Genomic DNA, 22358 nt, shown 5'->3' on the forward strand with positions numbered 1-22358 from the left:
GTAACAGGTCCTGCAGGATTGGTGGTGGGGCATGTCTGTTCAGGCGCTGGCTGGCGGCTTGGCCAACTCAATCCCCGCCGCCCCCAGCCGCTTGAGAATCTCGAACAACAAATCACTCTTGGTCACCCCGACAATCCTCGGGCTGCCCACATACCCCGTGATGGTCAGCGTAATGCCCTCCGGCGACAACTTGCTGAAACGCACGAACGCCGCCGGTTTGTCGAGGATGCTTTCGTTCTCCCGGTAAGTGCTCAGCAGCAGTTCCTTGACTTGCTCGGGATCGATATCCAGCGGAAACATCAGCTCCAGCGACGCCACACCCTGAGCACTGCCACCCAGGGTAACGTTGCGCAGGTTCTGCGAGATCAGTTGCGAATTGGGCACGATTACAATCGAACGGTCGCTCAACTGAATCTCCGTGGCGCGCACATTGATCCGGCGAATATCGCCCTCAACGCCACTGATGCTGATCAGATCCCCGACCTTCACCGGGCGCTCGGTCAGCAGAATCAGACCCGAAACAAAGTTCTTCACGATCTCCTGCAAACCGAAGCCGATACCCACCGACAGTGCACTGACGATCCACGCCAGATTGGTCCACTGCACCCCCAGCGACGACAGTGTCAGCAGGATCACCAGCGCATAACCGATATTGGAAAACAGCGTGCTCAACGACGCGCACATGCCCGGGTCCATATCGGTCTTGGGCAGGAACTCGTTGTCCAGCCAACGGCTCAAGGCACGGATCAGGTAGATGCCGATCAACAGCGCCAAAACCGCGTTGAGCAAATGCCCGGGCACGATGTTCAACTTGCGCAATCCAGCACCACCGAGGATCGCCATGATGTTGTGGAACAACTGCCCCAGCGTCGTGCCGATGCCGCCAACAAACAGCGCGATGACTGCTAGCAGTAACAGCCCGGCGCGGCTGACCCCGGAGAGCAGAATCGAAATCTGATCCAGCCGTCGATCGCCAATGCCCAGCAACTGCTTGAGCGCCTTGCCGCTTGAATGCTTGGGCGAGAACACGTACTCGCAACCGTCCTTGATGACCTGGATCAGCAAGTAAAAACCCGACAGCACGATATAAGCCCACACCACTTCATAGGTGATGAACCGCGCCAGCGACACGTAACCGGTGAGCAGGGCAACGGCCGAGACAAACATCGCCAGACTGACAGCGGTGTAGATCACCCCGGCAAAGGTGTTGCCCGTCGCCTGCGGATCATTGGCGGCAAGCAAGCCTTTGCGCACTTTGCTCACGCGCAGCAGCATCGTCACGACGATGACCATCACCACCATCGCAATCACGCCCCGTCCGGCAATCACGATCTGGCTGCTCATGCCGGTGGCGTTGCTGACCTGCACCAACGTCACCAGCACCAGCAAGGTGCCGGAAAGAATGCGCGGGTAGGGCTTCAACGCCAGCGCCACAGGATCGGCAATCGCTGGCAGCCGCCACGACGGATGCCTGGTCGACAACAGCGCGCGGCTCAGCCCGGTGATCAGCACGCAGGCATAGACAACCTTGGCAAACTCCTCGGAAAACGTCTCCAGCACCGGCGGCAAAGGCGCGTGCCGGGTGCAGGCGTAAAACAGGATCTGCAGGGCAATTCCCGTGGTGACGATGGTCGCCAGCGCCGAAGCAAACGCCAACGCACTGCGCCGCACACGCCCCTCCGGCATGCGATGAATACACAACCACGTCAGGCCCCGATCAGCCAGCCTGCGCCCGACTGTCCAGATCAGCAGTGCCAGCAACACCAGCACCGTCGTGTAAAACCGCTGCCCCGGCGCCCACACCGTGGCCCACGTATCGCCCACCTGGCCGACAAAAAAGCGCAAACGCTGCCGATCGTCATCACGAGGATTGACCAGCGGCGACCAGAAGTGCGGACTCAACACGCTGTCCGTGCCCAGCGTCAGCTCACTCTCCAGCAACGTGCGCCGGATCCCCGCAATCTGCGTAATCAGATCCGCCGCACTCTGCTTCAACGCCGCCAGGTTCTTCAGCGTCGCATCGACCTTGTTCTTCTGCTCCGCCAGCGACGCCCGCTGCGCGATGATATCCGCCTGCTCCGACGCCACCCCCGTATCCGGCGCCGCCCCCAACACCCCCAACTGCACCGCCAGTTGCGCCTGCTGCGGCAACAACGACGCCGACAACCGATCGACATCCAGAATAAACGCCTGCACCCGATCCTGCGGCCCTTCGAGCTGGTTGTAATTGTTCGCCGACGAAATCTGCTGCTTGAGCCCATCGAGCCGCTGTTGCAGCGCCTGCAAGTCACTTTGATTGATCACCGGCAACGGCGCGGCTGCGGTCTCGGAAGGCGCGGGCAGATCCGCCGCCCACGGTGAAGAGCCGCCCGAAACGAGCAGGATGAGTGCGATAAAAAACAGCGAGTTCAATGTGTTGCGCATGGAAAGGACGGACCCGAATTGATCACACAGTCTATGAGGGTAGGTGATCAGGCCGCGGTTCGAGGAAAAGTTTCAGGGGAGCAGGTGGATCAGCTCGGGTTGCAAGGCGTCTGGAGTGACGTCGAGCAAGGCCAGCGTGACCGGGAGTTTGAAACGACGGCGACCGGCGCTGCCGGGGTTGAGGTACAGGCGATTGCCGCGCCATTCGATCAAAGGCTTGTGGGAGTGGCCGGTGATGATGAGTTTGATGGTGGGGTCGAGGTCGCTGGGGACGTCGGCGATGTCGTGGGTCAGCAGGGTTTGCCAGCCGTTGAGGTTGAAGGTGAGGTGGTCGGGGAGGGCGGCGGCCCAGGGGAGGTTGATGTCGTTGTTGCCGCGTACGGCGTGGAGTGGGGCGATTTCGGCTAGTCGGTCCAGGATTTCAGGGCTGCCGATGTCGCCGGCGTGGATGATGAGGTCGACGCCTTGGAGGAAGGTAAGGGCTTCGGGGCGGAGGAGGCCGTGGGTGTCGGAGATGATGGCGGTTTTCATGAGGGGGAGATTAGCAGGGAATGGGGCTGCTTTCGGCCAGAAGCAGACGCCTATGAACGAAAGTGCTTAACTAATAACCAAGAACACACTGCTGATAAATTTCACTTGTGTTACCACCCTATAGTTAGGTGCTCAGTTAATGCGTATCCAGGATCATAAACTAGCGTGGCGCTGGATCGACCCAGCGTATGCGGTGTTGCCAGAGGAAATCCTCGTGCAGATGCAGGTAGTGCTGCCTGAGGAGGCGAGGGAGCTGCACAATCGAGCGCTAAAGTTTTTGGGCAATCATAGCTTGAGCATCGAGTTACGTCCTGAAATATCCAACGCAGAAGAGGCCGCGTCGGAGGTTTGCTCCAATTGGCTGAAACAACTCCAGCCACATCTAGAGCAGCCGGTATCACTTTCTTGGGATGCAGAGACAGCCTTGCGCACAACATGGGAGGTGTTCATATCTTTCTGGCCGGAGTTCTGCTATCCGTCCTCGGATGATCTAGTTGTATTTCCAGAATCAGAGGCGTGGGTGCTCTTATACCATCATGACCGAGAGTTTCACTTTGGTAGACGATCGGGCAAAGCTTAGCAAGCCGCTGCAACTCGGCGCTTATCCTTGCGACAACTTTAGACACATGGATGTCCGCTTTTGGCCGATAGCTGCCGTCCACAAATGACTGCTTTCGGCCATAGGCAGTATGACGGGACTCCAGTAGAGCGGTCTGTAGGGCACGGACGAAATCGCTAGGGTGCGGCGTCGTCTTGGCATCGCCCACGCCGTCGCCACGGGTGAACAATCAGGCTTGAAAATCGCAGCGTTCGATCTGGCCACCTGCGGTGTCGTGAACGTCCGTAAAAGGGCGGATTTCCAAAAGTCGAGAAAGCGAAGTCAGCCAGACGGCAACAATGTGATCCTGTTTTTTTTGTTGGATCTGAGCCTGTTTTTACCGGGGCAACGCTCTATAGAGTGTGTATCCGACGCACAAGTGGACAGTGATCGGCCCGCCACTGTTTCTGGCTCTCTGAAGACCGGACGAATCGAGAGTCTTCAGGAATTACCATGAATCCTCGTCCAAGCTTTCAGAGCAAGACCTTCCCCCAATCGCAACGTGACATTCTCGGCATGATTGCGACCGATCAGCATCTGGGCGATGTACTCTGCGCCATCTGCCAGATGCTCGACACACAGACTCCCGAAACCTACTGCTCTATCCTGTTGGCGGATGCCGAGGGCAAACACTTGCTCAACGGCGCGGCACCCGGCCTGCCGATCGAGTACAGCGAGGCGATAGATGGCATGGCCATTGGTCCGCAGGAAGGGACCTGCGGCACCGCAGCTTTCCGGCGCGAGCTTGTAGTCACCGAAGACATCGCCCTGGACCCGAACTGGGAACGCTTCCGCAGTCTGGCGCTGGGGCATAACCTGCGTTCCTGCTGGTCAGTTCCTTTGCTCTCCCATCAAGGAACTGTGTTGGGCACATTTGCCCTGTACCAAAAGAGTATCCATGCGCCGGACGAGGCACAGATTCAACAACTGGTCTTTGCCGCCCAGCTGGCAGTCATTGCGATCCGCCATGAGCGTGACGGTCGGCGACTGGAGGAAAGCGAACAACGGTTTCGTTCATTGTTCACCTATAACCCCAACCCGGTGTTCGCCCTCGATCTGGCCGGCAACATTCAGAGTGTGAATCCTGCAGGACTGAAGCTGAAACCACACACTGCAACCAACTTCATTGGTCATCACTTTTCCCATCTAGTGCTCGATGAGGATCTGCAACGGGTCAGTCAGCATTTTTGTGCAGCCCGTGCCGGAGCGACTCAGCGCTTCGAGGCACAGCTTCGCGACGAAAATCAGCAACTGTTGACTATGGATATCTCCAACCTGCCCATCATGGTCAACGGAGAAATTGTCGGAGTATTCGGCATTGCCCGGGATATCAGCGCGCAGAAACATTTCGAACGCGAATTGAGCTTCAACGCCAGCCATGATCGGCTGACCGGTTTGCTTAACCGTGTTTCGCTTGAAGAGCGACTGGTTCTGGATTGCCAAAAGAGTCGTCGGCGTAATCGGCGTCTGGCGGTGATGTGCATTGATCTGGATGGATTCAAATCCATCAACGATTCGATCGGGCATTTTTTTGGCGATCAGGTGCTGATCGAGGTGGCGCAACGTATGACCAAGCAAGTTCGTCTCGGTGACACCATCGTGCGCATGGGCGGTGACGAATTCATTGTGCTGCTGCCTGACCTACTTCGTGACGAGGACGCTGTACCCGTAGCCGAGCGCATGATGGCCAGCATTGCCAGACCCTACTGCATCCAGGGTATTGACCTGCATGTGAGTGCAAGCGTCGGCATCACCCTGAGCGATGGCCACATCGAGCAGCCGATGCAACTGATCCAGCAGGCGGACATGGCCATGTACAAAGCCAAGCAGAAAGGGCGCAACAACTTTCAGTGGTACACCAGCGACCTCAATCAACGTGTTTGCGAGCACGCGAGCCTGCGCAATGACCTGCAAAAGGCTATCGAAACTCAATCGTTCCAGTTGCATTACCAACCGCAGATAGACGCACGCACGGGCCGGGTGGTCGGGATCGAAGCGCTGCTGCGCTGGAATCATCTGGAAAAAGGATTTATCTCACCGGCGGTGTTTGTGCCGGTGGCAGAGGACAGTGGTCAGATCATCCCGCTGAGCCTTTGGGTACTCGATACCGCCTGCGCGCAGTTGCGGCAGCTGGGCGAGCAGGGCATCACAGGCATCTCGATGGCCGTGAATATTTCGCCGATACATTTCCAGCGTGGGCAGTTCGTCGAGTGTATCCAGGCAGTGCTGAACAGGTACGAACTTAGCGCAGGGCAGTTGGAACTGGAGATTACCGAGTCGCTCTTGTTGCATAACGTTGAGCAGGCGATCGACACGTTGCACCAGCTCAAGGCTCTAGGTGTACGCATTGCGCTCGATGATTTCGGCACCGGTTATTCCAGCCTCAGCTACCTCAAACGCTTACCCATCGACAAGATCAAGATTGACCGTTCTTTCATCAGAGATATCGCTACCGACCATCACGATGCAGCGATCACCCAAGGCATTATTTCCATGGCCCATCACCTCAGCCTGAGGGTGGTCGCCGAAGGTGTGGAAACCAAATCTCAAATCGATTTCCTGAAGGGCAGTCGCTGCGATATTTTTCAGGGGTATTACTTTGCCAAACCGATGCCCAGTGCAGACCTCGAGGCCTTCATTAGTCTACGCGAATCCCGGTCCCTGACGCCCGGTCTTGTCTGTTCGCAGGTTTGAACAGGCGAATTCGCAGATTTAAACGAGTCCGGTTGTCCTGAACTACACTTCAGTTGCCACTTCTGTCCTAGAGCGTTCCTGGTGAGCGCTTAGGATCTCTTGCTGGGTGCAGAAGCGTTTGGGAAACAGAGCGCTTTAGACCCAAGCTCTGCTCAACACGCCTGGCCGTGGACGCATTACCGGTCCTGATGTGGGATGAGGGTCAATGCCATGGTCGCTGAAGGCAATGCAGGACAATTGCTGAGTGTCGTGATTTTGCTTGCCGCCGCCGTGGTGGCAGTGCCGTTGCTCAAACGCATCGGGCTCGGCCAGTGGTCGGTTATCTGGCGGCGGGATTGATAATTGGTCCCTTCGGACTGCAACTGATCAATGATCCCCACACCATCGTTGATGTGGCCGAGCTGGGTGTGGCGATGTTTCTTTTTGTCATTGGCCTGGAGATGAAGCCCTCGCACCTATGGGAGCTGCGGAGGCAGATCTTTGGGCTGGGTAGCCGCAGGTGGTAGTCTGCGCTGTCCTGCTCACCTTTTGTCGGCATGGCCTTTAGTTTCTCGTGGCAGGTTTCATTTGTGAGCGCGGCGGGTTTTGTACTCTCCTCCACGGCCATCATTATGCAAGTTCTCTCGGAGCGCGGTGACATCTCCGAACCTCGGGGGCAACGCATCGTTTCCATTTTGCTGTTTGAAGATCTGATGATAGCGCCGCTACTGGCGCTGGTCGCATTTCTGGCGCCCACCGCGTTGGTGCATGAACTCATGTCTCCCCTTTGGCAGCGTATCGGTACCGCAGCGCTGTCGCTGGGGGCATTGCTGGCCATCGGACTGTGGCTGATCGATCCCCTGTTTCGAATATTGGCCCATACCAAAGCGCGCGAAGTCATGACTGCCGCCGCGCTGCTGGTGGTGTTGGGAGCGGCGCTGCTGATGGAACTCGGCGGTCTGTCAATGGCGATGGGTGCTTTTGTGGCCGGTGTGCTCCTGTCGGAATCAACATTCCGTCACCAGTTGGAAGCCGACATAGAGCCGTTTCGCGGCCTGCTGTTGGGACTGTTTTTCCTCGGCGTAGGCATGTCGCTGGATCTGCAGGCGGTGATCAACGGATGGAGGCTCATCGTCGCTGGTGTGCTGTCGCTGATGCTGGTCAAGGCGCTGTGTATTTATGGGGTCGCGCGCCTGGCGAAAAGCGGTCACGGCGATGTGATGGACCGAGCCGTGCTGATGGCGCAGGGCGGCGAATTTGCTTTTGTGCTGTTTGCCGAAGCGCTCAAGCTCGGGGTGATCAGTGCTGAAGTCAACGCCAATATGACGGCTATTGTGGTGCTCTCCATGGCGCTTACTCCGGTGAACTTGTTGCTCTACAAACGGTTTTGCTCGCGCGCAGACCGTTTCCATGGATGGCGTGGAAGTCGCACAGAATCTGCAAGGCAATGTACTTATCATCGGTTTCGGCCGGGTAGGGCAGATAGCCTGCCAGGTGCCGCTGGCTCAGGGGGCGAAAATTTCCATCATTGATATAGATCCGGAAGTCATCCGCGCCGTGACACCTTATTGTTTCAAGGTCTATTACGGCGATGGCGCCCGCCATGAAATATTGCAGGCGGCCGGCGCCCCCGCGATACCGCTGATCCGAGCAAGGCTGCCGTCGCTGCTCGCCACCAACAGGATCGGCTTCAGCGTGATGTGTACAGCCATGTCGCAGCTCAATCCGAGTCGACCAAAATGGCTGCGCCGCCGCCCGTTGATCCTGCGCAAGGGCAGACTCCGGACTTTCAGAAAGCACGAGCGCATCGAGAGCACTATCTGGCGCGGATGGCTGAGATGGAGTTTCGCAAGGCGCAGGGTGAACTGGTCGAGATCAGCTTCGTGCAGAAGGCCGCTTTTGAAACGGCACGTTCGCTCAATCATTCGCTGATGAGTATGTCGCCTCAATTGGCACCGCAACTCGCTGCCTTGTCGGATCCATGGGAAGTGGAGCGGCAGTTGACTGCCGCATTGCGCCAGCGGCTAGACGAAGCGTGTCAGGTGTCCAGCGACGACTTTGGATTTGCACTTGACGAGTGCTAACTGTACGCAATGAGAGCTCACCGGTTGACAACGTGATCCACATTGACCGCTAACGGCTAAAAGCGGTCAGTTCTTTCCTACAAAAACTGGAGCGATTCACTGCACCACATGTTGCGATTAGGTATAGATGAGAGCTGAACAGCGACTGGCAGCGGGTCATCCTCGCTCGGAATCTGCTGGGAAATCTGTCAATCGGAGGCTGATGTAGGCAGCCAGGGACATTGCCACCGAAACCGGCCTGGAGCACCGTCTGAAGTCGGATAGGCATCGCGTGGCCGGCATCTACTAGCGTAGCGTAATGCTCGCGATTAGTTGTGAGGTTCTCGCAGGTGGAGTGGAAGCCGGCGATCGAGCAACGGTTACCTGATATGCCCACATTGTTTAGCACCTGCCGAGCAAGCACTTTAAGATAGCCTCGCGCCATGAGCATCCATCCGTGCTGCTTCCCGTCGTCGGCCCTGCTTGCGATTCGATCCGAATGATTTAATGAAGGTTTATCGTGGACGCTGAAGTTCGTCTTCCCGGGAGCCGAGGCGTTTTTTGCCTGGGCATGCTGCAGATTCTGGCTTGGGGCGGTTCGTTCTTTCTGCTCGCCGTTATGGGGGAGCCGATCATTTGCGACACTGGCTGGGGCAGCCAGTGGGTCTATGGCGCATTGTCATTGAGCCTTATGATCTCAGCGCTGTTAGCGCCTCTCTCCAGTCGCCTGGTGGCGCGTTTCGATGGCCGTTTGCAGTTAGCCTGCAGTGGCCTGTTAGTCGCGCTAGGACTGTTGATCGCCGCTGCCTGTCATACCTTGCCGGTGTTCCTGCTGGCCTGGGCCGTTATTGGTATCGGCATGGCCGCGGGGCTTTACGAAGCGCTGTTTTCCACACTCGGGGCGCTGTATGCGGAGCGAGCTGGCAGGGCGATTACCGGTATCACGCTGATCTCCGGATTCGCAACCACCCTGACCTGGCCGCTAGTTGCATCGGCCATCGAGCACGTGGGCTGGCGAGGGACATGCGTTGGATACGCAGTACTACTTTTGCTCTCGACCCCCTTGTATTTGATCGTATTGCCAGGCGGCGGCAAGTTGCGTCGGATCAGGGGCACCAGCGAGCAAAACAACCCACCGGTAGACAAGCGCATATACCTGCTGTTGATTTGGATCTTCGCGCTGGGCGCGATAATTATGACCGCGATCTCTGTGCAATTGGTAACCGTGCTCCAAGGGCTTGGCTACTCATTGACAGCAGCGATCGCACTGTCGTCTCTGCTAGGCCCGAGCCAGGTGGCTTCACGTGTTCTACAAATGATTGCAGGCAAGCGTCATCCGATCTGGACGGCGCTGGTGTCGGCGATGCTGGTTGCACTCGGGGTAGTACTGGTTGCCTTCGCGCCGGGCGCTACGGCCGTCGGTTTAGTGTTGTACGGTCTCGGCAACGGATTGCGTGCGATCGTCCGAGGAATGCTGCCGCTGGTATTGATGCCCGCATCGCAGTACGTGGCGCTGATGGGCAAGATGTCGCGCCCTTCGTTGATTGGCCAAGCGTTGACCCCCTTGGCCGGAGGCTACTTGATGCAGCATTTCGGAGCGACGGGCGTCCTTGTCACGCTGTGCAGTCTGGCCGTGATAAACGTGGTTCTGGTGGGTCTGATATTAAGGTTTCTGCAACGTTCTAGCGCGGCGGATAAAGCAGCAGTAGAGGAAAGTCACGATGGCTGATGAAAAACGAAGAGAGCATTTGATTGAAGGTCCCGCGGGCCTGATCGAACTCATAATCGATGAGCCGAGCTGCCCCCCAAAGGGAATCGTACTCGTGAGTCATCCCCAACCGCTGCTGGGCGGTAGCCCGCATCATCTGGTGCCATTAACGCTGGCACGCAAACTCAATGCAGAAGGATGGCGAGTGGTACGCCCGAGCTTTCGTGGTGTAGGTAAATCCACCGGTGCGCATGACGAAGGCATCGGTGAAAGCGAAGATAGCATCATCGTCGTCAATCACCTTCAGCACTTATACCCACAGCTGCCCATCGCCCTGGTCGGATTTTCATTTGGCGCCCATGTGTATGCACGGGTGGCGTGTGCGCTCAACAACAGACTGCACGCGGTAGCTCTTTTGGGGTTGCCGGTTGGACTCGTACCTGGTGGAAGGCTGTACGAACCGCTGGCATTGCCTGCCGAGTGTCTCCTGCTGCATGGAGAACAGGACGAAATGGCCCCCTTGGCAAACCTATTTGACTGGGCGAGGCCGGAGCGTCGGACCGTGGTGGTGTTTCCAGGTAGCAATCACTTTTTTAAAGGTTGCCTGGCGCAAGTCGCCCAGCATGTGGCGACGCACCTGGACCACGCATTCTGATCAACGATGAGTATTGCCTAGAATCGTTGACATCACAGTGCGTTGCGTTCAGGAGCGTTGGGGCACGACAACAGTGCGATGCTCATCCGTACGATCCAAGCCTCTATCCATGCTTCATCAACCGGCATCGGTCGGTTGCGCATGCCATCGGTAGTGTCAATCAATGCGTAAATCGCCGCGATTGCGCTGGGGATATCCTGCACGTTGAAATGCCCGGTACTTATCCCTTGTTCTATCGCCTGATGCAACGGCGCCTGCAACCTATCAAGCGCCTGCGCTAACCAGATGCGGTGGCTTGCTCTGACATGTCTAGACTCATGGCGCAGCAGTAGCTCTTCGCAGGGATGAGAGCGTTGACGCGCCAGGAGAAAGCTCAGGTAACCCTGCAGGTCACGTGTATATGGGCCACTTTTCCAAGCCTCCAGCCGATGAGCAAGGGTGTTCAGCAGAACATCAAGCAGCAGGTCCTCTTTGCTCACGATATGGTGGTAGAGGCTGCCGGGTTGCAGGCCAACACGAGCGGCTAGTTGGCGCATGGTCATAGCGCCGTAGCCCTGTTCGGCCATTAGTTCGCGAGCCGCCTCCAACAGGAAGTCCGGGCAATTCTGCGTGCGCGCGCCTTCAGGCATAGGCTGGCATTCTGGAAAGGGCACGCAGTAACCAGCAGACAGCGCGGCGGCAGCGGTTACGTGAAGAGCTCTTTTTCATTATTTTACCTCCAAACTAGGAATAGCCTTGCAGGCTGCCGGGTTTCTCACATCCGCAGAAGTAGCCTGCCTGGGACAAACCGCTCTGCTCAGTCGTCTTGCGTGATGCGCGCAAGCGTTGCACGAGCACGCAGTATTACGGGCGCATCGACCATTTGCCCGTCAAGGGTAAACACCCCGGCACCACCTTCGGCGCCCGCTATAACTCGGCGTGCCCAGTGCTCCTCGGCTGACGTTGGCCGCAACGCTTGGTGAATTAACCTGACCTGGCTGGGATGGATGCACAGTGCGCCGCCAAATCCCATGTCGCGTACGAACTCGGTGTGCCGGCACAAGCCGTCGGTGTCGTGAATGGAGGGGTACACTCCGTCCAATGGTGCGGCAAGATTCGCTACTCGCGTGTGCAGCAAGATGGCGTAGCGCGCGTGCGCCAACACTTGCTCGGCGGCTTCACTACCGCTGCGCAGATTCAGATCGAGCCCTAGGTCAAGGCTGCCGAAAGACAATCGTTCAACGCCGGCGCTCGTCGCCAGTTGGGGCAATGCGGCGAGCCCACGCGCGCTTTCGATAATCGGCCACACAGGCTTGCCCGTCGAGTATGCTGAGCGAACCTGCTCGACTGTCTCGGCCTTAGGCAACAGAATGCCGCGCACTCCCGGATGACGCTTACATAGGTTCAGATCAGCCTCATGTGACCAGTGCTCAGGTGCGTTGACGCGGACTAGCACTTGGGCCTGCGGGTGCTCCGCCAGGAAGGTATCGAGGTTGTTCCGGGCCTGCTCCTTGGCGCTCTCCTCGACTGCGTCCTCAAGATCGACTATCACCCTATCTGCACCACTTGCCAGCGCTTTGGGGATGCGTTCCGGTCGGCTGGCAGGCACGAACAGGGCACTGCGTACGACTGACTGGCTCATAATGCAGCTCCTGTAGTGAACTCAACTTCGCCGGATTGCGCCATACCGGCCTCTGCGGTTGCCCAGATCTGCGCCTTGCCGGCGTCCGTCAGCCGGCCACCCACCTCGAATGCCTCGGGTGAAATCAGCGGGCGCAAGCCGCGGAAATTGAAGCTGCGAACTATCGCAGCCGGGTTGGCCTGCTGGAACGCGCGCAGGCTGAGCGTCGCGATCAGTGGGCCATGTACCACCAACCCTGGATAGCCTTCAGCCTCAGTGACATATGGCCAATCGTAGTGGATCCGGTGGCCATTGAAGGTGACTGCCGAATAGCGGAATAGAAGCGTCGCATCGGGAATGATTGCCTCCTGCCAAGCGCCTTCAGGGGCTGCCTCGGTGCCGGCGAGCTTGGGCGGAGATGGCTCGCGGTAGACGATATCCTGCTCCTCGACCAGCACTTCACGCCCCTCCTGAACATATTCGTGCTTTACCGTGACAAACAGCAGTGAGCCGGTTCTGCCGTGTTTGTCTTGTACATTGAGGATGGTCGAGCGCCGCGAAACTTCGGCGTCCACCCGCAACGGTGAAAGGAACTTCAGACGGCTGCCTGCCCACATGCGGTTGCGGTCGTCCGCAGGTGGCAAGAAGCCACCGCGTGCAGGATGGCCATCGCTACCCAGGCCTGCAGCGTCGACGGTGTCCTGGAAGAATGCCCAGTGCCAGAGCAAGGGCAGGGCATCGCCTGGGCCAGGTGCCGGTTCGCTCAAGGTCGCGGCGATGCGCTTGACCAAGTTATGTGTGATGCGATCCTGGCTGGTTTCAGTGCGACCGATCCAAGCGCTGAGGTCTTGTGTTGTCATTCTGCGTGTCCTCGTTCGTTCAAAGGTGGCTGGCAAGTGCCGGGACTGCTTCAAACAAGTCCGTCACCAAGCCGTAATCGGCCACCTGGAAGATCGGCGCTTCTTCGTCCTTGTTGATCGCAACGATCACTTTGGAGTCTTTCATACCGGCCAAATGCTGGATCGCGCCGGAGATACCGACGGCGATGTACAGCTGTGGCGCAACGATCTTGCCGGTCTGACCGACCTGCATGTCGTTCGGTACGAAACCTGCGTCGACTGCGGCGCGCGAAGCACCCACGGCAGCGCCCAGCTTGTCGGCCAGAGCGTACAGGTGTTTGAAGTTGTCGCCGTTCTGCATGCCACGGCCGCCGGAAACGACGATCTTGGTAGCGGTCAGCTCTGGACGATCGGATTTAGCCAGTTCTTCGCCGACGAAGCTGGAGATGCCAGCGTCGTGAGCAGCAGCGACTGCTTCAACGGCAGCCGAACCACCTTCAGCAGCCACCGGGTCGAAACCGGTGGCACGCACGGTGATCACTTTGATCGCAGCGGTCGATTGCACGGTAGCGATGGCGTTACCCGCGTAGATCGGGCGCTTGAACGTGTCAGCGCTTTCCACCGAAATGATCTCGGAGATCTGGTCAACGTCCAGCGCAGCAGCAACGCGCGGCAGGATGTTTTTGCCGTTGGAGGTGGCGGCAGCCAGGATGTGGCTGTAACCCTTGCCCAGCTCTGCAACCAGTGGCGCAACGTTTTCCGGCAGCTGATGCGCGTAAGCGGCGTTGTCAGCGTTCAGGACTTTGCTCACGCCAGCGATTTTCGCAGCGGCTTCTGCCACGGCGCCAGCGCCCTGACCTGCTACCAGTACGTGGATATCGCCGCCAATTTTGGCAGCAGCGGCCACGGTGTTCAGCGTGGCCGGGGCCAGCACTTTATTGTCGTGTTCAGCGATTACCAAGATAGTCATGGTCAGATTACCTTCGCTTCGTTTTTCAGTTTCTCGACCAGTTCAGCCACCGACTTGACCTTGATGCCCGCGCTGCGTGCAGCCGGCGCTTCGACTTTCAGGGTCTTGTTGGTGGAGGCGGTGGAAACGCCCAAAGCATCCGGAGTCAGCGTCTCGAGAGGCTTCTTCTTGGCTTTCATGATGTTTGGCAGGGACGCGTAGCGCGGCTCGTTCAAACGCAGGTCGGCGGTGACGATCGCTGGCAGTTTCAGGGAGACGGTCTGCGCGCCGCCGTCGATTTCGCGGGTCACGGCAACGCTGTCGCCGGAGACTTCGACTTTCGAGGCGAAAGTGCCCTGACCGTAGCCGCTCAGTGCAGCGAGCATCTGGCCGGTCTGGTTGTTGTCGCTGTCGATGGCCTGTTTGCCCAGGATCACCAACTGAGGCTGTTCCTTGTCGACCACGGCCTTGAGCAGCTTGGCCACGGCGAGCGAGGTCAGATCTTCAGCGGATTCGACGAGGATGGCACGGTCGGCACCCAGAGCCAGTGCGGTACGCAGCTGTTCCTGAGCGGTGGACGGGCCGATGGAGACGACGACGGTTTCAGTCGCAACGCCTTTTTCTTTCAGGCGTACGGCTTCTTCCACTGCGATTTCGCAGAACGGGTTCATCGACATCTTGACGTTGGCGAGGTCTACGCCGGAATTGTCCGCCTTGACGCGAACCTTGACGTTGTAATCGACTACACGCTTGATTGCGACCAGCACTTTCATGGGCAGTATGACTCACTCATTATTGTTCTAAGACTGAAAAAAAAGGGGTCAGATGACCCCGCACCTGCGCAGTTCCTCAATACGTTGGGCAGACAGGCCAAGCTGGGCGAGAATGCTCGCGCTGTGCTCACCCAGGTCAGGCACCGCATCCATGCGCGGGCTGAAGGCGTTGCTGCTGGCAGGAGGGAGTAGGCTGGGAATCTTGCCCTTGGGGGTCTCCACTTGGCGCCAGCGTTTGCGAGCCTGAAGTTGTGGATGCTGCCAAACTCCTTGCATATCATTTACGCGAGCATTGGCGATGCTGGCACCATCAAGGCGGGCAATCACGGTGTTTAAGTCGAGCTGGGCAAACGCTTCGACGATCAGCGTGCGTAAGCGGTCGCGGTTTTCCACCCGTTTGAAGTTCGCCGCGAACCGCTCATCGTCGGCGAGCTCGGGCTGCAGCAGGACCTGCTCGCAGAATAGCCGCCATTCGCGCTCGTTCTGCAGCCCTAGCATGATGGTGTTGCCATCGCCGGTAGGGAAGGGGCCGTAAGGGTAAATGGTGGCGTGCGCTGCCCCCGCGCGTGGCGGCGGCGTCGCACCCTCATAGGCGTAGTACAGTGGATAGTTCATCCATTCCACCAGACTTTCCAGCATGGATACGTCGACATGGCTGCCTTCACCTGTCTTGCTACGCAACAGCAGGGCAGAAAGTACGCCGGTATAGGCATACATGCCGGCGGCGATATCGGCAATCGAGTTACCTGCCTTTGCCATTTGATCGTCGTCAGGGCCGCCAGTGACCGAGAGGAACCCGCCTTCGCTCTGTATCAACAGGTCGTAGGCTTTCTTCTGCTCGTAGGGACCGCCGGCACCATACCCTGAAATGTCACACACGATCAGTTTCGGGAAGCGTGCATGTAACGTTTCGAACGACAGGCCCAAGCGTGCAGCGGCGCCCGGTGCGAGGTTCTGCACCAGCACATCGGCTTGCTCCAGAAGTTGGTCCAGAATGTCGCCGGCCACCTTCTGCTTGAGGTCGAGGGCGAGGCTTTCTTTTGAGCGATTGGTCCAGACGAAGTGGGAGGCCAGTCCGTTGACCCGCTGGTCATAACCGCGCGCAAAATCGCCGACACCTGGCCGTTCGATCTTGACCACCCGGGCGCCGAGGTCGGCCAGTTGGCGGGTGCAGAAGGGCGCGGCAATAGCGTGTTCGAGGCTGATGACGGTGATCCCGTCGAGTGGGCGGATGCCCGTGGGCTGGCTCATGGTTGTTATCTCTCTTGTCATGGCAGGCCCCAGCCGTTTGGGCGGCATGGGGCGACTTCAATCAGAACGAGCGGGGTAACTCCAGCAGGTGTTCAGCGACATACGACAAGATAAGGTTGGTCGAGATCGGCGCGACTTGGTACAGGCGGGTCTCGCGGAACTTGCGCTCTACGTCGTACTCGTTGGCGAAGCCGAAGCCACCGTGGGTTTGCAGGCATGCGTTAGCGGCTTCCCAGCTGGCCTTGGCTGCCAGATACTTAGCCATGTTGGCGGCGGCCCCGGCATTTTTGCCGCTGTCATACTCTTCACAGGCGCGCCAGCGCATCAGGTCGGCGGCTTCGATCTCGATATGCGCCTCTGCGATCGGGAACTGCACGCCCTGGTTCTGACCAATCGGTCGGCCGAACACTACGCGGTCACGGGCATACTGGCTGGACTTCTCGACGAACCAGCGACCATCACCAATACATTCCGCGGCGATCAGGGTACGCTCGGCGTTGAGGCCATCAAGTATGTAACGGAAACCCTTGCCTTCTTCGCCGATTAGGCTGCTGGAAGGGATCTCCAGGTTGTCGAAGAACAGCTCGTTGGTTTCGTGATTGACCATGTTGGCGATCGGCTGCACGGTCAGGCCGTTGCCGATGGCTTCGCGCAGGTCGACGAGGAAGATCGACATGCCTTCGGATTTTTTCTTCACGTCGGCGAGAGGTGTTGTACGGGCCAGCAGAATCATCAGGTCGGAATGCTGGATCCGTGAGATCCACACCTTCTGACCATTGATCACGTACTTTTCACCCTTGCGCACCGCCGTGGTTTTGATCTTGGTGGTGTCGGTCCCGGTGGTGGGTTCAGTAACCCCCATCGACTGCAGCCGTAGCTCGCCGCTTGCCAGCTTGGGCAGATAGTAGCTTTTCTGCTCTTCGCTACCGTTACGCAGCAGTGTGAACATGTTGTACATCTGGCCATGGATGGTGCCGGAGTTACCCCCGCAGCGGTTGACCTCTTCTAGGATCACCGAAGCCTCTGTCAGGCCCAGGCCCGATCCGCCATATTCTTCTGGAATCATCGCCGAGAGCCAGCCCGCTTCGGTCATGGCTTTGACAAAGGACTCCGGGAAACCCTTTTGCTCATCGATCTTGCGCCAATACTCGGCAGGGAATTCACCACACAGGGCGCGAACGCCTTCACGGATGGCATTGAGTTCTTCGTTATCGTAGTCGCTCATTATTGTTCTCCAGGCGAGATGGCTTGCAGCGTCATCGTGGTTCGGCCGCAAGCCTATCTCCAACACGGTCAGAGAGGCTGGAAGCCGAGGGCAGCGCGGAAACGGTTCTTGATGAAATGGCCATCACGCGGCGGCAGCACCCGTGGCGGGTTCTCAGCCTTAATCTTCACTGTGACCAGCTTCACCCCTTCACGCGTGGCAAAACGCTCGCGCAGGTCATGCACTCCTTCCATCTCACGAATTTCGGTAGTCCAACTGAAACCGCAGGTCTGTGCGACCTGGTCGAGCTTGATGCCGAATCCGGCATGGCTTACCTGCATGCCGGTCTCGCCGAAGTGGCCGTTGTCCAGCACGACGATGGTTAGGTTGGCGGGCTTTTGCAACGCAACCGTGGCCAGTGCGCCAAAGCCCATCAGCAACTCTCCGTCACCGGTGATTACCACTACTGATTTGTCCGGCTGAGCGTTGGCCAAGCCCAGGCCCACTGTGATCGCGCTGCCCATAGCCGCCCAGAGGTAGTAATTGCCGTCATGGTCACCTGCAGCCATTACATCGTAGGATGCAGAGCCCAATCCGGTGACGACCAACACGTCGTTACGATCGGCTAGCAGGGTGCGTACCACTTCACGACGGCACAGGGTGTGGTTAGCGCTTACTTGACCCATTTCTTTTCTCCGATCAGACGCTGACCAAGCAGCAGGGCAGTGGCGGAATCACCGTTGAAGGCCATAGTGGCTGCGCCATGCAGCAGTGGCGCGACGTCTTCGGGCACGTCTGCACGCCAGGTCATCACCTTCATCAACTGCAAGGATGCCTCAGTAGCCTGCCCCATCGGGTTTTGCCACGCATTGAACTCAGCCCAGTCGCCTCGCATGGTGACGACCATCAGCAGGGGGAAACCGGCGCAGTTCTGCAAGGCCAGGGTATTGATGCAGTTACCCACACCACTTGACTGCATCAGCAGTGCACCACGCTCACCGCCGAGCCAAGCGCCGGCCAGATAGCCAATGCCTTCTTCTTCGGTGGTCAGGACGACTGCCTTGATATCAGGATCCTCGTAGGACATGCGAATGGCGGCCGAGTGGCCGGCGTCCGGGACGAACACTACGTGCTTGACGTCGTGAGCTTTGAGGACGCGAAAAACATCTTCTTGCCAGCTTTGTTCAGCTTCTTGCGATGACATGGTTGTCTCCAGTGCTGCTCTTGTTTTGCCTCATCATGAAGTCAAAGGAAGGTACAGACGACTACCATTTTTCTCTTTGAGATATGCCCGTTCGGCATAGCTTTCACTGCGCTGCGAGGAGCTTTTTGCTATCTCCAGGATGGATAGCTGTTAGGCCGAGAATGGCCTTAGTCGGCGTGGAGAACTTGGTTAGGGTGAGAGACTGGTGTCCCTTCGGACATCATCCATGACCCACAAAAATAAAATCCGAGGGTACAACCATGTTCGAACGCTTCCTGCACTGGCTCACGCCTGCTCAACTTTCCGCAGACCCGCAGCACTCCTCGGCATGTCCTACAGGACATCTTGCAACTGCCTACCTCATTCCGTAATGCGCCGCATGTGCGGCGATACTTTCATTACTCGATAACAGGTGGTCTATGAAATACCGTCTACCTCTGGCAGGTTGGATCCTGCTTGCGATGCTCACCGGCGTGCTGATCGGTTACACCATCTTTCTCAACGCCCCTGCCAAAGCCAGTGCAATTGAGATCGCCGGGTATATTTCGATTATCTCGGATGTATTTCTGCGCCTGATCAAAATGCTGATCGGGCCACTGGTGTTTTCTACCCTAGTGGTCGGCATCGCTCACATGGGCGATGCCGGTGCGGTTGGCCGTGTGTTCAGCAAGGCAATGCTGTGGTTCATAACCGCTTCGCTGCTTTCGCTGGCAGTGGGGCTGATGATGGCCAGTATTCTCCAGCCAGGTCAGCATCTGGCGTTGCCACTGCCTGACGTCAATGCAATTACATCATTACAGACATCGGCGTTTACCTTGAAAGGCTTCGTCACTCACCTGGTGCCAAGGTCGTTTGCGGAAGCGCTCGCGACCAATGAAATCCTACAGATTGTGGTGTTTTCACTGTTCTTTGGCGTGGCCTTGGCCGCACTTGGCGAGAAGGCCAAAGGTCTGGTTCGCCTGACTGACGAACTGGCGCAAGCCATGCTGCTGATAACTGGCTATGTGATGAGGCTTGCGCCCTTGGCTGTTATGGCGGCGATGGCCTCCACCGTAGCGATTAACGGGCTGTCGATTTTGGCTACCTTTGCCGTGTTCATGCGTGATTTTTACGTCGGCTTATCACTGCTTTGGTGTTTGTTGGTCCTGGCGGGAGCGTTGTTCCTTGGGCGCAGGGTGTTCAGCCTGCTGAGTCTGATCAAGGAAGCATTCCTGCTGGCGTTCGCTACAGCCAGCTCCGAGTCGGCCTACCCGAAGCTGTTGGCGGCGCTTGACCGGTTTGGCGTTTCGCGCAAGATCTCCAGTTTCGTGATGCCGATGGGGTATTCCTTCAACCTTGATGGTTCGATGATGTACTGCACGTTTGCCGTGTTGTTCATTGCCCAGGCCTATGGCATCGAGATGACCCTCGGCACTCAGATTCTTATGCTACTGACGCTGATGTTGACCTCGAAGGGTCTTGCGGGTGTGCCTCGCGCCTCTTTGGTGGTTATCGCAGCCACCCTGGTACAGTTCGATATTCCTGAGGCTGGGTTGCTGCTGATTTTGGGCATCGATACGTTTCTCGACATGGGCCGTTCGGCGACCAATGCAGTCGGTAACTCGATCGCAACGGCGGTGGTGGCTAAGTGGGAGGGAGAACTGCTTGACGAGCCTGAGGCGCAGGCGCGGGCAATGGCGATGGAGCGTCAAACCAGTAACGTCGTTGCCGACTTGCAGCTTGCGCCATAGTTGAGCCCAAACATGTTTAAGGCTGCCTCGATTCAACTGCTTTGCTGAATTTTAGGTAGAGCAGGTCCATCGGTTTGGATGGACCTGCCAAATCTTCCAGCAATGGTGTTAATACTCTCACTCGCCAGATTAGGCTCCTCTCAATCTTGTGCTGCCAGCATTTGGCAAAGACAGCTGTCGCATCCTCTGTCTCCAAGACTTTGACAACCCCGTCCTTCGCTCTCGACAGGCTATCCTTGTGTACTCGAGCAATGCACGCCGGTGCATGTGGATGCAGGACTGCAACTGATGCTCGACCAATCTTTAGGTCCTCATTATGTGCACACACACACACACACACACACGCCAACCTCTTCGAAGTATGCCAAGTAGCGCTTGAGCGGGGTATGGTCAGGCATTAGAAATAACACGGGCGCGAAAAAGGGCTCAGATTCGTAACCGCCAATGGCGCGAATCTAAGCCCTCGAGATGCTGAAGCGTTAGCGATTAAAGTCGTGCTGTCTGCATCCTGCTTACGGGCATGCCTGTATTTTCTTCCACGTTGCCATCACCACTTATATAACCATGACGGCTCAGGTTAGGCATCATCATCGAGGCAACGAAGGTCACGCAGAGCACTGCGGCGACGTAGAAGAAAAAGTAGTCCTCGACACCTTCAGCGCGGAACGACAGGGCGACATACTCGGCGGTACCGCCAAACGCAGCATTCCCGATGGCATAAGGAAAGCCCACTCCCAAAGCTCTCACTGCAGGCGGGAACAGCTCGGCTTTGACGATGCCCGCAATTGGCGTATACAGAGACGCGACTACCAGCCCGCCAAACACCAGCAAAAAGGCTACGAATGGGCTTTGTGTGCCCTTGATGGCGAACAGCAGCGGAATAACCAATAGAAGAGCCAGCCCCGAGAACATCAGCATGTGAGTCTTGATGCCCAGTCGATCAGCCATTAGTCCGAACAACGGCTGACAGAGCATGAATCCGATCAGGGCCGAGGTCATGATGAAGCTGACCATCTGAGCATCGAATCCGGCCGAGATCACCAGGAATTTTTGCATGTAGGTGGTGAAGGTGTAGAAGTACAGCGAGCCTCCGATGGTAAAGGCGATGACGAGGGCCACCGCGCGTTTGTGCTTGAACATGCCGCGTAGCGATCCGGCGCCCTCGCGGTTCATGTCTTTTTTCGACGCAGTTTCGTGCATCGAACGGCGCAGATAAACCACTACCACAGCACTCACTGCACCGATGAAGAATGGAATACGCCAGCCCCATTCACGCATCTGTTCGTCAGTCAGGGTCTGCTGCAGGATCACCACGGTGAACAACGCCATCAATTGCCCGGCGATGATGGTGAAGTATTGGAACGAGCCATAGAAACAGCGTCGTCCAGGCGTTGCGATTTCGCTGATATAGGTCGCGCCGGTACCGTACTCGGCACCCACCGAGAGACCTTGGATCAAGCGCGCAACAACCAAAATGATGGGTGCCGCGATGCCTATGGTTTCATAGGTCGGTATCACTGCGATCAGCAGTGAGCCGCCGCACATCATGAACACCGAGATAATCATCGAGACCTTGCGGCCCTTAGTGTCAGCAAGCCAGCCGAAGATCCAACCGCCCAACGGACGCATGAAGAAGCCGACAGCAAATACGCCCGCAGTGGCTAGCAGTTGAGTGGTGGTATCACCTTTGGGAAAGAACGACGCAGCGAAGTAGATCGCTGTGTAGGCGTAGATAAAAAAATCATACCATTCGACGAGGTTGCCCGAGCAGGCGCCCATGATCGCGCGGACACGATTGGGTTTGCGGACGCGAGCATCATCGACATCGGTATTGATTGGCAGTGGAGTGGACATGGTGGTCAACCTCTGGCAAGGCACGAGACATAACGAAGCGAAAACAGGCGCTCCGTGATCGGCTTGGGCATTTGTGTGAATCAGAGCAGGCGTTGTGTTTGCAAACAAATAGGGCGCTGGGGTAGCGGTCCTGCCAGAGGGGGGGAGGAGTGGGTGGGTAGCATGATCAAGACCTCTAGTTTTATTGTTGTGAGGCATCGCGTATCGAGTCGCGACTTGCTTGCAAGCTACTCCACAGTGCATGCATGAATAAGGGCACCAGACGACTATCTGATATGCTCAGATTCTATAGCTGCTAATAG

At 57.5% G+C, this 22358-nt stretch carries 20 protein-coding genes and 3 pseudogenes; 10 read left to right on the forward strand and 13 right to left on the reverse strand.

All coding sequences use genetic code 11. The features are described from left to right. Positions 1-39: 39 nt before the first annotated feature. Together AC3WMT_RS26075 and AC3WMT_RS26080 are read right to left on the reverse strand one after the other, a co-directional pair. Entirely contained in the window at positions 40-2424 is a 2385-nt protein-coding gene (locus AC3WMT_RS26075; protein ID WP_103306980.1) for a DUF3772 domain-containing protein, read from the reverse strand. Positions 2425-2496: 72 nt separating this feature from the next. After that, positions 2497-2955, reverse strand: coding sequence for a metallophosphoesterase family protein (locus AC3WMT_RS26080; RefSeq protein WP_103306982.1), 459 nt, complete (start codon positions 2953-2955; stop codon positions 2497-2499). Between the two features lie 740 nt (positions 2956-3695). Between AC3WMT_RS26080 and AC3WMT_RS26085 the strand changes: the two genes are divergently transcribed. The 5 genes and pseudogenes from AC3WMT_RS26085 to AC3WMT_RS26105 form a co-directional block, all read left to right on the forward strand. Beyond that, entirely contained in the window at positions 3696-4010 is a 315-nt protein-coding gene (locus AC3WMT_RS26085) for a hypothetical protein (RefSeq protein ID WP_146041290.1), read from the forward strand. Beyond that, positions 4007-6247: a putative bifunctional diguanylate cyclase/phosphodiesterase gene (locus AC3WMT_RS26090; protein ID WP_103306985.1), complete on the forward strand. Its 2241-nt coding sequence runs from the start codon at positions 4007-4009 to the stop codon at positions 6245-6247. Before AC3WMT_RS26085 ends, AC3WMT_RS26090 begins: the two co-directional genes overlap by 4 nt. Before the next feature lie 195 nt (positions 6248-6442). Then, positions 6443-6586: a hypothetical protein gene (locus tag AC3WMT_RS26095; protein WP_371919338.1), complete on the forward strand. Its 144-nt coding sequence runs from the start codon at positions 6443-6445 to the stop codon at positions 6584-6586. Beyond that, positions 6559-7758, forward strand: a pseudogene (locus AC3WMT_RS26100) (cation:proton antiporter domain-containing protein). Before AC3WMT_RS26095 ends, AC3WMT_RS26100 begins: the two are co-directional and overlap by 28 nt. After that, positions 7721-7828, forward strand: a pseudogene (locus tag AC3WMT_RS26105) (hypothetical protein); the annotation flags it as partial. The pseudogenes AC3WMT_RS26100 and AC3WMT_RS26105, both read left to right, overlap by 38 nt. Here AC3WMT_RS26105 and AC3WMT_RS26110 read toward each other — a convergent pair. Then, positions 7810-7938 (reverse strand): hypothetical protein, encoded by a 129-nt coding sequence (locus AC3WMT_RS26110; protein ID WP_256583598.1) that lies wholly within the window; start codon positions 7936-7938, stop codon positions 7810-7812. The pseudogene AC3WMT_RS26105 and the gene AC3WMT_RS26110 sit on opposite strands and share 19 nt — an antisense overlap. A gap of 27 nt (positions 7939-7965) precedes the next feature. On the opposite strand from AC3WMT_RS26110, the gene AC3WMT_RS26115 reads away from it, so the two are divergent. The 4 genes and pseudogenes from AC3WMT_RS26115 to AC3WMT_RS26130 all read left to right on the forward strand — a co-directional run bounded on the left by AC3WMT_RS26115 (position 7966) and on the right by AC3WMT_RS26130 (position 10652). Then, positions 7966-8310 (forward strand): hypothetical protein, encoded by a 345-nt coding sequence (locus AC3WMT_RS26115; protein ID WP_256583599.1) that lies wholly within the window; start codon positions 7966-7968, stop codon positions 8308-8310. Between the two features lie 149 nt (positions 8311-8459). Continuing rightward, a pseudogene (locus AC3WMT_RS26120) lies at positions 8460-8672 on the forward strand (DUF3363 domain-containing protein); the annotation flags it as partial. A 188-nt stretch (positions 8673-8860) separates the two neighbouring features. Next, positions 8861-10018, forward strand: a complete 1158-nt coding sequence (locus AC3WMT_RS26125; protein WP_103306987.1) for an MFS transporter — start codon at positions 8861-8863, stop codon at positions 10016-10018. Beyond that, positions 10011-10652 carry an alpha/beta hydrolase gene (locus AC3WMT_RS26130; RefSeq protein WP_103306989.1) on the forward strand — a complete coding sequence of 214 codons (642 nt, stop codon included), beginning with the start codon at positions 10011-10013 and terminating at the stop codon, positions 10650-10652. The genes AC3WMT_RS26125 and AC3WMT_RS26130 overlap by 8 nt, the downstream gene beginning before the upstream one ends. Before the next feature lie 32 nt (positions 10653-10684). Here the strand turns inward: AC3WMT_RS26130 and AC3WMT_RS26135 are convergent, their stop codons facing one another. The 9 genes from AC3WMT_RS26135 to AC3WMT_RS26175 all read right to left on the reverse strand — a co-directional run bounded on the left by AC3WMT_RS26135 (position 10685) and on the right by AC3WMT_RS26175 (position 18472). Next, entirely contained in the window at positions 10685-11281 is a 597-nt protein-coding gene (locus AC3WMT_RS26135; protein WP_103306991.1) for a TetR/AcrR family transcriptional regulator, read from the reverse strand. 167 nt (positions 11282-11448) lie between these two features. Beyond that, a complete protein-coding gene (locus AC3WMT_RS26140; protein ID WP_103306993.1) occupies positions 11449-12273 on the reverse strand; it encodes an HpcH/HpaI aldolase/citrate lyase family protein in 825 nt (274 codons plus the stop codon). Then, complete coding sequence (locus AC3WMT_RS26145) at positions 12270-13112, reverse strand: HTD2 family dehydratase (RefSeq protein ID WP_103306994.1); 843 nt, start codon at positions 13110-13112, stop codon at positions 12270-12272. Before AC3WMT_RS26145 ends, AC3WMT_RS26140 begins: the two co-directional genes overlap by 4 nt. 19 nt (positions 13113-13131) lie before the next feature. Next, positions 13132-14061: an electron transfer flavoprotein subunit alpha/FixB family protein gene (locus AC3WMT_RS26150; RefSeq protein ID WP_492578005.1), complete on the reverse strand. Its 930-nt coding sequence runs from the start codon at positions 14059-14061 to the stop codon at positions 13132-13134. Positions 14062-14063: 2 nt separating this feature from the next. After that, a complete protein-coding gene (locus AC3WMT_RS26155; protein WP_103307106.1) occupies positions 14064-14813 on the reverse strand; it encodes an electron transfer flavoprotein subunit beta/FixA family protein in 750 nt (249 codons plus the stop codon). Between the two features lie 48 nt (positions 14814-14861). Further along, entirely contained in the window at positions 14862-16064 is a 1203-nt protein-coding gene (locus tag AC3WMT_RS26160; RefSeq protein WP_177431469.1) for a CaiB/BaiF CoA transferase family protein, read from the reverse strand. Between the two features lie 61 nt (positions 16065-16125). Next, on the reverse strand, positions 16126-17289 hold the full coding sequence (locus tag AC3WMT_RS26165; protein ID WP_103307107.1) for an acyl-CoA dehydrogenase family protein: 1164 nt from the start codon (positions 17287-17289) through the stop codon (positions 16126-16128). Between the two features lie 68 nt (positions 17290-17357). Then, positions 17358-17954: a thiamine pyrophosphate-dependent enzyme gene (locus tag AC3WMT_RS26170; RefSeq protein ID WP_103307108.1), complete on the reverse strand. Its 597-nt coding sequence runs from the start codon at positions 17952-17954 to the stop codon at positions 17358-17360. After that, complete coding sequence (locus tag AC3WMT_RS26175) at positions 17942-18472, reverse strand: thiamine pyrophosphate-binding protein (RefSeq protein ID WP_041481079.1); 531 nt, start codon at positions 18470-18472, stop codon at positions 17942-17944. Before AC3WMT_RS26175 ends, AC3WMT_RS26170 begins: the two co-directional genes overlap by 13 nt. 419 nt (positions 18473-18891) lie before the next feature. On the opposite strand from AC3WMT_RS26175, the gene AC3WMT_RS26180 reads away from it, so the two are divergent. After that, positions 18892-20202 (forward strand): dicarboxylate/amino acid:cation symporter, encoded by a 1311-nt coding sequence (locus tag AC3WMT_RS26180; protein ID WP_103307109.1) that lies wholly within the window; start codon positions 18892-18894, stop codon positions 20200-20202. 486 nt (positions 20203-20688) lie between these two features. Here AC3WMT_RS26180 and AC3WMT_RS26185 read toward each other — a convergent pair whose 3' ends face one another. Then, on the reverse strand, positions 20689-22056 hold the full coding sequence (locus AC3WMT_RS26185; protein WP_103307110.1) for an MFS family transporter: 1368 nt from the start codon (positions 22054-22056) through the stop codon (positions 20689-20691). Positions 22057-22358 lie beyond the last annotated feature (302 nt).

The sequence above is a fragment of the Pseudomonas sp. FW305-7 genome, assembly GCF_058786735.1.

Bases quoted from the DNA above. Each gene is read 5' to 3' on its own strand.
- AC3WMT_RS26075 (WP_103306980.1), bottom strand. From the start codon at position 2,424: ATGCGCAACACATTGAACTCGCTGTTTTTTATCGCACTCATCCTGCTC.
- AC3WMT_RS26080 (WP_103306982.1), bottom strand. From the start codon at position 2,955: ATGAAAACCGCCATCATCTCCGACACCCACGGCCTCCTCCGCCCCGAA.
- AC3WMT_RS26090 (WP_103306985.1), top strand. From the start codon at position 4,007: ATGAATCCTCGTCCAAGCTTTCAGAGCAAGACCTTCCCCCAATCGCAA.
- AC3WMT_RS26095 (WP_371919338.1), top strand. From the start codon at position 6,443: ATGAGGGTCAATGCCATGGTCGCTGAAGGCAATGCAGGACAATTGCTG.
- AC3WMT_RS26110 (WP_256583598.1), bottom strand. From the start codon at position 7,938: ATGGCTGTACACATCACGCTGAAGCCGATCCTGTTGGTGGCGAGCAGC.
- AC3WMT_RS26115 (WP_256583599.1), top strand. From the start codon at position 7,966: ATGGCTGCGCCGCCGCCCGTTGATCCTGCGCAAGGGCAGACTCCGGAC.
- AC3WMT_RS26125 (WP_103306987.1), top strand. From the start codon at position 8,861: ATGCTGCAGATTCTGGCTTGGGGCGGTTCGTTCTTTCTGCTCGCCGTT.
- AC3WMT_RS26130 (WP_103306989.1), top strand. From the start codon at position 10,011: ATGGCTGATGAAAAACGAAGAGAGCATTTGATTGAAGGTCCCGCGGGC.
- AC3WMT_RS26135 (WP_103306991.1), bottom strand. From the start codon at position 11,281: ATGCCTGAAGGCGCGCGCACGCAGAATTGCCCGGACTTCCTGTTGGAG.
- AC3WMT_RS26140 (WP_103306993.1), bottom strand. From the start codon at position 12,273: ATGAGCCAGTCAGTCGTACGCAGTGCCCTGTTCGTGCCTGCCAGCCGA.
- AC3WMT_RS26145 (WP_103306994.1), bottom strand. From the start codon at position 13,112: ATGACAACACAAGACCTCAGCGCTTGGATCGGTCGCACTGAAACCAGC.
- AC3WMT_RS26150 (WP_492578005.1), bottom strand. From the start codon at position 14,061: ATGACTATCTTGGTAATCGCTGAACACGACAATAAAGTGCTGGCCCCG.
- AC3WMT_RS26155 (WP_103307106.1), bottom strand. From the start codon at position 14,813: ATGAAAGTGCTGGTCGCAATCAAGCGTGTAGTCGATTACAACGTCAAG.
- AC3WMT_RS26160 (WP_177431469.1), bottom strand. From the start codon at position 16,064: ATGAGCCAGCCCACGGGCATCCGCCCACTCGACGGGATCACCGTCATC.
- AC3WMT_RS26165 (WP_103307107.1), bottom strand. From the start codon at position 17,289: ATGAGCGACTACGATAACGAAGAACTCAATGCCATCCGTGAAGGCGTT.
- AC3WMT_RS26170 (WP_103307108.1), bottom strand. From the start codon at position 17,954: ATGGGTCAAGTAAGCGCTAACCACACCCTGTGCCGTCGTGAAGTGGTA.
- AC3WMT_RS26175 (WP_041481079.1), bottom strand. From the start codon at position 18,472: ATGTCATCGCAAGAAGCTGAACAAAGCTGGCAAGAAGATGTTTTTCGC.
- AC3WMT_RS26180 (WP_103307109.1), top strand. From the start codon at position 18,892: ATGAAATACCGTCTACCTCTGGCAGGTTGGATCCTGCTTGCGATGCTC.
- AC3WMT_RS26185 (WP_103307110.1), bottom strand. From the start codon at position 22,056: ATGTCCACTCCACTGCCAATCAATACCGATGTCGATGATGCTCGCGTC.